Raw genomic sequence first — 11,138 nt, forward strand, 5'->3', positions numbered from 1 at the left:
CTCTCTCATTAACGATGAATTTAACGCACTCCTCAGTATCGAGCGTCCGATTCTGCATGTTGCCCTCAAAGATGAAACACTGCGCAGTACCTTCGGAACTTCCATCGATGTTAAATACCCCGATGAGGGATTTTCGATTCTACTCGCCAAAGAGCTTACCCTTTTGGGGGTTGATTTTATCGCGTATGAGGCACTTGAGAGAGCAGCGGAAGCCGATTTTGTGATGGAGTTTGATTTGGAACTCAATTATCAGAGCGATATGCATCTCTTCATCAATAAAGATATCAAATTTATCACCTCGGGTGAGCGGGTCTCGTTCCCCTCTCGCCTCCCTTATGGAAGAGATACACTCAGTATCGCTCACGGTTTGGTCGGGATCAAAGATGCAAAAGGGATGCTGTTTGATCAAATGGGGCGCTTCACGTTTGCTTCCACTACCAAAGTCAATCAGCTTGAAACCGAAACACCTTCGGTTGAATCGGGCAATTTCCATACCATGGCTCCGGATGAGGCTTCGTTTATGTCGGTTATTGCCGAGCACAATAAATTCGGAACCAAAGTGGTCGGTGCCTATTTCGAGGGGGAACCCTCTTTTCTCTATTATGACGGTAAAAAAGTGATTCGTGTCGTTCCGCCGAAGCACTTTAGCCCCATCGGATTAATAGACGCTTTGAAAACACTCCGTGAGGGATCGGATCGCCTGATCGGTAATGTTGAGAAACATCACCCTGAACTCTATGCGCTCCTTGTGAGAATCGAGAACAGTGATGTGAATCTTTTTGATGCGACGGCTATACTTTTGGGGTTGGAAGAGGAAAGTTTTAGCGGGGTGATGAAAGAGGCATTGAAATTTATCGGCAAGGGTGGTTTACAGATCGATACCAAAGTCGAAGATAACCGTTTTGATCATTTCGCCTTTTTATCGAGCATTATTAGTTATCGTCTCGCAGGTGTCGATTCAGTTTATCTGAGCTATTCTATCTTCGAATCTTTCGGTGATTATTTCAGTGAACTGTTAAATGAAATCAAAGGTAAAACGAAAGCAAACGATATCGTGTTGTGCGGATCGTATTTTGCCGGACAATCCCTTTTTAGCCGATTGCAGAGGAATCTGAAAGCGTCTACAGTGCTAATGAATATGAGTTATCCGATCGGGAAGGAAAATTGCGTTGTCGGTGGAGTCTTTTTATAGCACGAGTGTCCGTATCATTGTCAAAGGGATAGTGCAAGGGGTCGGATTTCGACCGTTCGTCTATCGTGAAGCTCTCCGTTACCGAATTACAGGGTTTGTCTGTAATACTCCTGAGGGGGTGGTGATCGAAGCGCACGGGAAACATTGTGAGCAGTTTATAAAAGCACTGAGAGAAAATTTTCCCGTCCAAGCCCGCATCGACTCGATGGAGATCGAGCCGTGCGAATCTGCTGCGTATACGGGTTTTGAAATTCGAGAGAGTACTCTGGGGTTAGGGTCTGTTGCGATTCCTCTCGACAGTGCACTTTGTCTTGCATGCCAAACCGAAATGGATGATCCCGCCAATCGCCGTTACCGCTATCCGTTTATCAACTGCACCGATTGCGGCCCCCGTTATACCATCATCCAAACCCCGCCGTATGATCGTGTCCGTACCTCGATGAAACATTTTACGATGTGTCCTGAGTGTTTAGAAGAATACAATGATCCGACTTCCCGCCGTTACCATGCTGAACCTATCAGTTGTCCTAATTGCGGTCCTAAGCTTACCTTTTTAGATAATAGTGGAAATATGCTAGAGGGAGATTCCATTGCGCTTGCCGTTGAAATGCTTAAAGAGGGAAAAATAATTGCCCTCAAAGGGCTGGGTGGATTTCATCTGATGTGCGATGCTACTTCGGATACCGCCGTTGCGAAACTGCGACTGCGCAAGCACCGTAAATCCAAACCCCTCGCGGTGATGTTCGGCTCATTGGAGCAACTCGAAACGTATGTATCGATCAATGAGGTGGAAAAAAGCCACATCACGGGTTCTATCAAGCCTATCGTGATCGTTGATGCACAATCAGAGACGAACCACCTCTCCTCTCTCATCGCCCCTCATATTCAGAGATTGGGAGTGTTTCTTCCCTACACGCCGCTGCATCGGTTGTTGTTTGAATCGATCGATTTTCCCCTCGTCGCGACAAGTGCCAACATCAGTGATGAGCCGATTATGATCCGCTCTTCTGAGATAGTGGGTCGGTTAGCTCATGTCGTGGACGGTATACTCGATCATGATCGTACCATCATCAATGCCCTCGATGATGCGGTGATCCAGATAGCAGGGAATCGGGTGGTGATGTTGCGTCTGGGTCGTGGGTTTGCACCCCATACCTTTGCCTTGCAACACCCTACCGACAAAGCGGTTTTAGCCCTCGGTGCCCATCAAAAGAGTGCCATTGCACTGGGAGTCAAAGAGAACATGATCCTCAGCCCCCATATCGGTGATCTGGGAAGTGTGGAAGCCGATGGCTATTTTGAGCGGACGGTGCAGACCTTTAAACGATTTTATGACGTAGAACCCTCACTTTTGGTACATGATCTTCACCCTCAGTACGCTTCGAGCGCCTATGCACTGACGCAAAAAAGAGAGCACTACGGAATTCAGCACCATTACGCCCATATCTTGGCGTGTATGGCGGAGTACGGTATGGATGAAAAAGTGCTTGGGTTCGCGTATGACGGTACGGGGTATGGAGAGGATGGAAGCCTATGGGGTGGAGAGGTGATGGTTGCCGATGTACACGCTTTTGAGCGGATCGGACATCTAAAACCGTTTGCCCTCTTAGGCGGAGATAAAGCGATCAAAGAACCCCGTCGGATTGGGTTATCGTTGTTGTTTGATATCTATAGTCTTGATGAGGTGCTGAACATGAAGTCGCCTACAGTAGAAGCGTTTTTACCTCATGAAATCCGAACCTTGCATCATATGTGGAGTAAAAATATCAATGCTCCGCGCAGTAGTTCGATAGGACGCTTATTTGATGCGGTAGCATCATTGGGCGGATTTGTTCAAAGTCTGGACTACGAGGGGCAGGGGGGGATGATGATGGAGTCGTTTGTTGATGATTCCGTTGTCACGCCATTTTCTTTTGAGATCGAAAACGGTGTGATCGATGTCTCTGCGATGGTGAAAGAGATCATCTCCCTCCAAGGGGATAAAACCCAGATTGCGAGCCGTTTCCTCTCGACCATTGAAACGATTATGGAGCATTTTGCACATCTATATCCCGAATTACCGATCGTTATCGGCGGAGGCGTGTTTCAAAACCGTGCTTTGATGAGCCGACTCTATCGCCGTTTCGGAGAGGGACGATTTTATGCCCAACAGCAAACGCCGATCAATGACGGCTCTATCGCTTTAGGGCAGCTTTATTATGCATTACACAACACAAAGGAAGATAATGGACGCTAAAGTAGCCTTAATCGGTTCGGGAAACGCATTTTTTATGGATGAGGGGATCGGGCTTTACGCAGGGAAATATCTCAAAGAAAATTTTACGTATGAACCTGCATTGGATATCATTGACGGCGGAACGCTGGGGTTTGGATTGATGCCGCTGTTGCAGGAATATGAGGTTGTACTCATTGCCAACACCAGCTCTGATGAGGACAAAGCGATAGGGACGATCACCGTTCTCAGCGGTGAAGAATTGATAGCTAACCAAGGGATCAAAAAAACGGCGAACGAAGTGGAGATTACCGAAATGCTTCAAATCTGCTCGATGGCCAATCATTGTGCCGATACGACGATGATCAGTATTGTTCCCGAAGACATTATCAGTGTCTGTGTCGATGTTACCCCCGCACTCCGTGCACATTGGGAGAGATATATTGATGTGATAGTCGAAGAGTTGGAAAAATGCGGTATCACAGCGAAGCGTAAAATCGATGTGATGAGTTTGGATGAGATTTTAGAGCAGTTTGCCAATCCGAGTATCGAGCACGGCAAAGGTTTCTGATGTCGAGTGTCGTATTGGGTGTCGGAAATGTGCTTGAAGAGGATGACGGTGTCGGGATATATGCGTGTGCCTATCTAAACGCCAACTATACGTTCACCCCTGACATAGAGATCATCAATGGCGGAGTCGAGGGGATCAATCTCCTCAACCTCTTTATGGAACACGAGCGTATCATTATCCTCGATACGATCAATCTTGACGATGAGGCGGGAAGTATCTACAATATCCCCTCCTATGAACTCAGCGGTTACGGGTTGAACAGCGGTGGAGCGCATGAAGTGGGGGTGATGCAGTGTCTGGATATGATCGAGTTGATGGGACATCCGTTGCCTGAATCAAACGTTATCGGGATCATTCCCAAAAGTATCACGTTTCATATGAGGCTGAGCGATACGTTGAGCGAACACTTTAATAGCTATATAAATACAGTTATTAACTATCTTAAAACTATAGAGATTGATGCGACACCCAACGAGACACATACGAGCCTATTAGAGATTATTGAGGATTTTAAATATCCGAGCCGTTAGGGTGAAAATAGAGTTGTTCTAAGAGGGAACTATTTTTCCATCTTTGTACAATTTACCCATGAGGTAATATGATCGCGATGGAGCGTATCTAAATTCTTCACTACCTCGACCGCTTTAGGATGAACGTCATGGAATAAAATAATCCCTTTTCGATGCAAAAGCATGAGGGTGATGGTTCGATCTTGTACTTGTTTTGTCGTTAATTTTTGGTTCCAGTCTTGAGAATCAATGTTCCATAGCATGACTCTATCTCCCAAACTCCAGAGTCTATCGACTAATGCTTGTTGGCGTTGACCATAAGGTGGTCTAAACCACACATAATTTTTTGATGTACCTTGTAACTGATTATCAGTAATCATACTACGTGTTTTATCGTAGAGTTGAGACCAATTTTCGAGTTTTGGATGTGGCGTATGAACATAGCCGTGAGAACCGACACACATATCGCTATAAAGTTGTTTAATCTCATTAGCTCCATGCGTTTTCAGTGCCCCTTCTAAATTTTCTCCCAATACAAAAAATATTCCGTTGATATTAAGTTTGCGTAATTGGTCGGTTACCTGTGGTGTTTGTGAATATTTTGGACCATCATCAAAGGTCAAGAGAAATTGACCATCTGGATAATCAAATCCTTGTAGTTCTCTCTCATCGAGGGTGTCAATCTCGGAGGTAATTCTGGGAAATAGAGTCGCTAACCTTACTTGTTCATAAAGATAATAAGAGAAAAAAGTTTGAGAAGCGTTATACCAAGACGAGAGCTTTTGATCCGGTTTATATTGTAGAGATAGATTTGAGAGTTCTTGCCAATTATTGACATTTTGACAAAGCTCTTTTTTATCAGCGCAACTTTTTTGTGCTTGTTTGAAATTATGTACTAAATTATTTTGAGTAAATGAAAGCCATTTTGTTACAGAAGGAAGATTGACATTTTTCACAGATGTGAATGCTACTATCGATGATGTATCGGAAAGGTTGATGCTATTGATTTTACGAACATAACTGATGATTTCGTTGCGTGAGGCATTGTCAAATGAACTTTTTGAATGAATAGAGTAAGGCCAAAGTGTTCTATCAAAAGTAGCTATTCTTTCAGGACCATAAGCATGGATAGTAATAGAAAAAAATAAAATACAAGAAATAAATCGCATATTTTTCCTTTTTGATTGTGTATAATACAAAAAAACACATAAAAGGGTTATTATGATTAAATTGTCTTCCTTGGTTTTTACAACATTATCACTGTTTTATATGAATAGTGGAGCAAAAGAGATCCAAATTTTATCTGCTGTAAAGAAAGATACCCCTATCGCAAATGCGGAAGTGATATTTCAAAAAACGGGAGAGACATCAGTTAAGATGGTTTCTAATGAACAAGGTAAGGTCTTTTATGGTGGCTATCGTGGTATTGACGCATCAGATACGATGATGTTGATCAAAAAGCCCGGTTTTTCTACTTTAGTTGCTAAATGTCCTTGTGATGGCTTAACCTATGCTCTTAGCCCAAATATGCAAAATTTAGATAGTTTACGCGTTGTTTTAACATGGGGACACAATCCAGTTGATTTAGATTCGCATTTGTCTTATCCGCAAAATCATATCTTTTTTGGATCACAAGTAGGTAGCCAAGCAAATTTAGATGTTGATGATACGGATAGCTTTGGTCCTGAAACGATTACAATTGAGAAAAAACAAGTCGGTAAAAAATATATTTATGCTGTTCATAATTATTCGGAGAACTCCAATCCTACATCGAGCAGATTGAGTTCTTCAGGAGCAACTGTTAACGTGTATATAGGTCAAACACTGGTTCGTACTTATTATACAATCCCTCATCATATTGGTAATATTTGGGTTGTATTCGGTATCGATGAAAATGGAATATTTCATGATATAAACAGTTATATTGGTACATCAGATAATTCAGAGGGAGTAAAAAATATTTTAACTGGTATGTTAAGTATGTCAAATTTTCAGACATCCAATAGCTTTTCTCGATCTGATTTATCTCAAGCAGAAATACTGAATAAACAAGGTGAACAGCAATATCATCGAGGAAATCTAGAAAGTGCTATGTATTTATACCAAGATGCAATCAATATTTCTTCTAGTTACGGTCAAGCATACAGTAATTTGGGATTGACGTATCAAAAATTAGGTCGCGAAGCAGAAGCATTATGGGCAAATCGAAAAGCGATTGAATTGGCCAATGGAAGCACGAAAAATACAGTACAGGCAAGCTCTTATTATAATATTGCGAAAATTTATGAAAGTAGATCTCAATGGCAGGATGCGTTGAATAATTACCGAAATGCCCTTTCTAAAAAGGAGCATCCGGCATATCGTCAAGGAATTGCTCGAATGCAAGCGAAATTACATTAACATCGTTTAAATACCCGAGCCGTTAGGGTAATAAAATATGAGATTTACCAAAATGAAGTTTTGATATAATGATGTCAACACACACGAGGTGACACTATGACAATTGCAATGAATAAAGCGATTGAGGATTTACGGGAACTTACTCCTAATGAAAAAGGGTTCGTTGCACAATACTTGATCTCCTCCTTGGATACCATACAGGATGCTGATGCCCAAACTGAGTGGGCGGAACTAGCGAAAAAACGTTTCGAATCCTTGGAAAATGGTGACGTCCAATCGGTAAGCTGGGAGAGCATAAAAAATCAGATTTTAGGTGCTTGAGTGAAGCCATTGCGCTTTCATCCTGATGTAAGTATCGATGTCAAAGGCTCGTATGCGTGGTATGAAGAGTGCTCAATCGGTTTAGGGGATAGATTTATTTCCCAATTAGAACACTCCTATGAAGCAATCAGCCACTTTCCGCAGATGTGGTCTCCTTTTGAATATGAATTCCACCGCTATGTTTTACCCCATTTTCCATTTTCTGTCATTTATAAAGAAACTAACGATACGATTTTTGTACTTGCCGTGATGCATAATAGCCGTAAACCCGGATACTGGCAAGATAGATTATAAAAGTAAAGTGTTTAAGTATCCGAGCCGTTAGGGCGAAAATAGAGTTGTTCTAAAATCTTTGAACGCTCAGAAGGAGGGGTATTGAACTTAAACTCCGCCTCTTTGAGATAGTAGGGGAAGTGGTCATTACTTACCCCTTTAAAACTAGTAATAAACTGTTCAAAATAGTGCCAAAACTTCGTGATAGCATTGTCGTGCTCGGATATTTTGATAATTTTGCTGGTGCGCATAAATTTTGAAAACTCTTTTGAATAGACTTCTTCAAGGTTATCTTCGACAAATTGCTGTTTGAACATCCCGAGTGAGGGCATGAGAAGTGTGTAAACATAGTTACCGTATCCGAATGTCAAAAAATTATGGGAGTCGAATATAGCCGTTTTATCACGTCGTTTGGACTTTTCGAGGTAGAGGTACTCTTCATATTGAGACTCTTGCGTGCGAAAAGTTTCATATTGAGCTTCACAATATTCAGCCGCTAGATGGCGGAATTTTTGATAGTACTTGAGTGTTGTTACATAACTGAGATTGAGAGTTTTAGAAGTAGCGAGGGCATTTTCATCATGGCAGAAGAGTTGAATCAAGGATTTGATTTGATCCACACGCATCGGGCTGTATTTTTTTTTACAGACAGAGCACTTGACCATCCCGTCAGTTAGCTGATAGAGGGGATGATGACAGTAAATACAAGGAATAGAATTTTTCATAAAGAATAGTGTAGCGTAACATCGGTTAAGTTCTAAAAATATATAAGAAACGAGAAGATTTAGGTTCTTTTTACGGAAAATATCTATAATTGTTACTTCTGAATGATGATTCATAAAAGGGAATAAACATGGAAATCGGATTGATGATCATTTTTTGGTACGGAATATTACACGCATTCGGGCCTGACCATTTGAGTGCTATTGCCGATTTTTCGATTGGAAAAGAGGCAAAAAAAACGTTTATGATTGTAGGTGCTTTTGCCGTTGGACATGGATTGATGCTTTTTATATTTGCAAAACTCCTTCAACATTTTTCTATTCCGGAGAGTGTAACCGCGTATGGGGATGTGATCGCATCAAGCGTTATATTATCTATAGGACTCTATCTTTTGTATATGGTGTACAGCAACAAAATCCATTTGCACTCCCATATTCACGATGGAAAAAAGCATGTTCATATTTGGTTCGGAAAAGAACATGAACATAAATCCTCAGGCGGAAGCGGATCAGCATTCGGTATCGGTGTCTTGATGGGGATCGGCGGGGTACGCGGAATGTTGGTAACCCTTGGGATGATGCAGGGGCAAAGTATTGATGGGTCGATGATTCTTGCCTTTATTTTGGGTGTAATGGTCGTATTTTTGAGTTTTGGATGGGTCATAATGTGGATCAATAAAGATATACTCACCAATATCAAAAATGTTCGCCGTGCGTTTGCAACGGTAGGGGCTATTTCCGTTGTAGTTGGCGGCAATATGCTTTTAGCATAAAATAATCATCTGCCTCGTAGGAGGCAAGCTTTAGTGCCTTAGCGGCTAGCGTAGCCAAAGGGATGTATTCCTTTGGCGTTTAAAACAATATTTATGTAGAGGATTTTAATAATGTGTAAAGACTGCGGATGTTCCATTACGGATCACGATCATCACCACGACCACGACACGCATCATCACGATCACGGAGATCATGATCATTCTCATTCCCATCAGGCGGCGCATGAGACACTGCACCACAACCCTCAGTTGAACGATAAAAAAACGATCGACGTCATCAAAAAGATTTTAGACAAAAATGACCATGAAGCGCACCATAACCGAGAACATTTCAACGATCACGGAGTATTGGCAATTAACTTGATGAGCTCTCCCGGAAGCGGTAAAACGGCACTCCTTGAAGCGATGGCAGATATTTCACCCTTTAAATTTGGAGTGATCGAGGGGGATTTGGAGACATCGCGCGATGCCGATCGTCTCATCGCCAAAGGGATTCCTGCGGTGCAGATTCAGACGGGAAGTGCGTGTCATTTGGATGCGTTCATGGTTCATAAGGGATTGCACGATTTGGCAATCGCTGATTTAGACGTCTGTTTCATCGAAAACGTCGGGAACCTCGTTTGCCCTGCGAGCTACGATGTGGGATCACATCTCAATATCGTCCTTGTTTCCATCCCTGAGGGGGAGGACAAAATCGCCAAATATCCGGTGATGTTTAGAGCGGCTGATCTCATCCTGATCACGAAAACCGATCTTCTCCCCCATTTCAAATACGATATCGAACGTGAAAAAGCGGAAGCGCGAAAGATCAAACCGAACGTCGATATTTTGGAAGTCAACATCAATGATGACGCATCCGTAAAAAGGGTGATCGAATGGATCGAATTTAAACGAAAGATGAGAAGCTAATTATGTGTTTATCCATCCCCTCAAAAGTGGTCAAAATTGATCTTGAAACGAACACGGCAACCGTCGATACAATGGGGGTTCAGCGTACTGCAGGACTCGATCTTATGGAAGAGGGCACAGTCGCTATCGGTGATTACGTACTGCTCCATATCGGATTTATAATGAATAAAATCGACGAAGAGGATGCCCTCGAATCGCTCAGAGTCTATCGGGAAATATTGGACGTTATGGATGAACAAGAGAGGCTTGCTGCCATAGAAGAGAGTGCTAACTGTCCGAACGGCGGAGTCTGAAATGGGGCTGGAACTCAAAAATCTTTATGATGACTTTCGAGATGCGGACACAATAAAAGCGTATGCGAAGATCATCGCCGCAGATGCGTTAAAACTTCCCCATCCTATCAATATCATGGAGGTGTGCGGCGGGCATACCCACACCATCATGAAATACGGTATTTTGCAACTTTTGCCCTCGAACATTAAATTCGTTCACGGGCCGGGATGCCCCGTGTGCATTATGCCCAAAGAGCGGATCGACCATGCCTATGTGTTGAGTCAGCAAGCAAACGTCATTTTGGTGACGCTGGGCGATATGATCAAAGTCCCCGGAAGCAACGGCTCTCTGCAAGATGCACGAAGCAAGGGTGCGGATGTCCGTTTCGTCTACTCGCCTCTGGATTGTCTCAAAATCGCCCAAGAGAACCCCGATAAAACGGTCATCTTCTTTGCCATCGGTTTTGAGACGACGACCCCGATGACCGCCGCCCTTTTGGACACGGTGATAAAAAAGGATATTAAAAACATCCTCTTGCACGTCAACCACGTCACCGTACCCGAACCGATGCGCGCCCTCATCAGCGACTCAGCGTGTATTATCGATGCGTTTTTAGGACCCTCCCACGTCAGCGTTATCAGCGGAAGCAAAATCTACGAAGAGTTCCCACGTGATTGGGGAAAACCCGTCGTAGTCAGCGGATTCGAGCCGGTGGACGTGATGCAGTCGATCAGTATGATCGTCAAACAATTTATCGAAAATCGATGTGAACTCGAAGTGGAGTACAAACGTGCCGTGACGAGAGAGGGGAACCTCAAAGCCCAAGCGTTGAATGATACATATTTTCAAAAAGTGGACTTTCGCTGGCGCGGTCTAGGCGACATTCCCCAAAGTGGGATGGGTCTAAAGCCGGAGTATGATCGCTACAATGCCGAGAAGATTTACGATGCGATACTGCCAAAAGAGGAGATCAACGATCACAA

Annotated in this window: 12 protein-coding genes and 1 pseudogene; 11 read left to right on the forward strand and 2 right to left on the reverse strand. The window is 43.1% G+C overall.

Annotated elements, in window-relative coordinates; genetic code table 11:
* The 4 genes and pseudogenes from A2517_RS08710 to A2517_RS08725 all read left to right on the forward strand — a co-directional run.
* Positions 1–1,192, forward strand: a pseudogene (locus tag A2517_RS08710) (hypothetical protein); the annotation flags it as partial.
* Positions 1,176–3,428 (forward strand): carbamoyltransferase HypF, encoded by a 2,253-nt coding sequence (gene hypF, locus A2517_RS08715; protein ID WP_294896139.1) that lies wholly within the window; start codon positions 1,176–1,178, stop codon positions 3,426–3,428. The pseudogene A2517_RS08710 and the gene hypF, both read left to right, overlap by 17 nt.
* The gene (locus A2517_RS08720) at positions 3,418–3,975 is read left to right on the forward strand and encodes a hydrogenase maturation protease (RefSeq protein WP_294896141.1); all 558 of its coding nucleotides are present in this window, start codon (positions 3,418–3,420) and stop codon (positions 3,973–3,975) included. Before hypF ends, A2517_RS08720 begins: the two co-directional genes overlap by 11 nt.
* Positions 3,975–4,505 carry a HyaD/HybD family hydrogenase maturation endopeptidase gene (locus A2517_RS08725; RefSeq protein WP_294896143.1) on the forward strand — a complete coding sequence of 177 codons (531 nt, stop codon included), beginning with the start codon at positions 3,975–3,977 and terminating at the stop codon, positions 4,503–4,505. Before A2517_RS08720 ends, A2517_RS08725 begins: the two co-directional genes overlap by 1 nt.
* Positions 4,506–4,534: 29 nt before the next feature.
* Here A2517_RS08725 and A2517_RS08730 read toward each other — a convergent pair whose 3' ends face one another.
* Positions 4,535–5,653 carry a polysaccharide deacetylase family protein gene (locus tag A2517_RS08730; protein WP_294896145.1) on the reverse strand — a complete coding sequence of 373 codons (1,119 nt, stop codon included), beginning with the start codon at positions 5,651–5,653 and terminating at the stop codon, positions 4,535–4,537.
* A gap of 52 nt (positions 5,654–5,705) precedes the next feature.
* On the opposite strand from A2517_RS08730, the gene A2517_RS08735 reads away from it, so the two are divergent.
* The 3 genes from A2517_RS08735 to A2517_RS08745 all read left to right on the forward strand — a co-directional run bounded on the left by A2517_RS08735 (position 5,706) and on the right by A2517_RS08745 (position 7,499).
* Complete coding sequence (locus A2517_RS08735) at positions 5,706–6,884, forward strand: tetratricopeptide repeat protein (RefSeq protein ID WP_294896147.1); 1,179 nt, start codon at positions 5,706–5,708, stop codon at positions 6,882–6,884.
* A 96-nt stretch (positions 6,885–6,980) separates the two neighbouring features.
* The gene (locus tag A2517_RS08740; RefSeq protein ID WP_294896148.1) at positions 6,981–7,205 is read left to right on the forward strand and encodes an addiction module protein; all 225 of its coding nucleotides are present in this window, start codon (positions 6,981–6,983) and stop codon (positions 7,203–7,205) included.
* Entirely contained in the window at positions 7,206–7,499 is a 294-nt protein-coding gene (locus tag A2517_RS08745; protein ID WP_294896150.1) for a type II toxin-antitoxin system RelE/ParE family toxin, read from the forward strand.
* 11 nt (positions 7,500–7,510) lie between these two features.
* Here the strand turns inward: A2517_RS08745 and A2517_RS08750 are convergent, their stop codons facing one another.
* The gene (locus A2517_RS08750; protein WP_294896152.1) at positions 7,511–8,203 is read right to left on the reverse strand and encodes a transposase; all 693 of its coding nucleotides are present in this window, start codon (positions 8,201–8,203) and stop codon (positions 7,511–7,513) included.
* A 128-nt stretch (positions 8,204–8,331) separates the two neighbouring features.
* Here A2517_RS08750 and A2517_RS08755 point away from each other — a divergent pair, with 128 nt between their 5' ends.
* The 4 genes from A2517_RS08755 to hypD all read left to right on the forward strand — a co-directional run.
* Positions 8,332–8,973 carry a hypothetical protein gene (locus A2517_RS08755; RefSeq protein ID WP_294896154.1) on the forward strand — a complete coding sequence of 214 codons (642 nt, stop codon included), beginning with the start codon at positions 8,332–8,334 and terminating at the stop codon, positions 8,971–8,973.
* Between the two features lie 111 nt (positions 8,974–9,084).
* On the forward strand, positions 9,085–9,882 hold the full coding sequence (gene hypB, locus A2517_RS08760; protein WP_294896156.1) for a hydrogenase nickel incorporation protein HypB: 798 nt from the start codon (positions 9,085–9,087) through the stop codon (positions 9,880–9,882).
* Positions 9,883–9,884: 2 nt separating this feature from the next.
* The gene (locus A2517_RS08765; protein ID WP_294896158.1) at positions 9,885–10,175 is read left to right on the forward strand and encodes a HypC/HybG/HupF family hydrogenase formation chaperone; all 291 of its coding nucleotides are present in this window, start codon (positions 9,885–9,887) and stop codon (positions 10,173–10,175) included.
* Position 10,176: 1 nt separating this feature from the next.
* On the forward strand, positions 10,177–11,138 hold a 962-nt coding region (gene hypD / locus A2517_RS08770), incomplete at its 3' end, for a hydrogenase formation protein HypD (protein ID WP_294896160.1).

Source organism: Sulfuricurvum sp. RIFOXYD12_FULL_44_77 (assembly GCF_001830725.1).
GTDB classification, from domain to species: Bacteria; Campylobacterota; Campylobacteria; order Campylobacterales; family Sulfurimonadaceae; genus Sulfuricurvum; species Sulfuricurvum kujiense_A.

What these genes read in the sequence shown, in the direction of transcription:
- A2517_RS08730 (WP_294896145.1), bottom strand. Translation starts at nt 5,653, where the DNA reads ATGCGATTTATTTCTTGTATTTTATTTTTTTCTATTACTATCCATGCT.
- A2517_RS08755 (WP_294896154.1), top strand. Translation starts at nt 8,332, where the DNA reads ATGGAAATCGGATTGATGATCATTTTTTGGTACGGAATATTACACGCA.
- hypB (WP_294896156.1), top strand. Translation starts at nt 9,085, where the DNA reads ATGTGTAAAGACTGCGGATGTTCCATTACGGATCACGATCATCACCAC.
- A2517_RS08725 (WP_294896143.1), top strand. Translation starts at nt 3,975, where the DNA reads ATGTCGAGTGTCGTATTGGGTGTCGGAAATGTGCTTGAAGAGGATGAC.
- A2517_RS08765 (WP_294896158.1), top strand. Translation starts at nt 9,885, where the DNA reads ATGTGTTTATCCATCCCCTCAAAAGTGGTCAAAATTGATCTTGAAACG.
- A2517_RS08740 (WP_294896148.1), top strand. Translation starts at nt 6,981, where the DNA reads ATGACAATTGCAATGAATAAAGCGATTGAGGATTTACGGGAACTTACT.
- A2517_RS08735 (WP_294896147.1), top strand. Translation starts at nt 5,706, where the DNA reads ATGATTAAATTGTCTTCCTTGGTTTTTACAACATTATCACTGTTTTAT.
- A2517_RS08750 (WP_294896152.1), bottom strand. Translation starts at nt 8,203, where the DNA reads ATGAAAAATTCTATTCCTTGTATTTACTGTCATCATCCCCTCTATCAG.
- A2517_RS08720 (WP_294896141.1), top strand. Translation starts at nt 3,418, where the DNA reads ATGGACGCTAAAGTAGCCTTAATCGGTTCGGGAAACGCATTTTTTATG.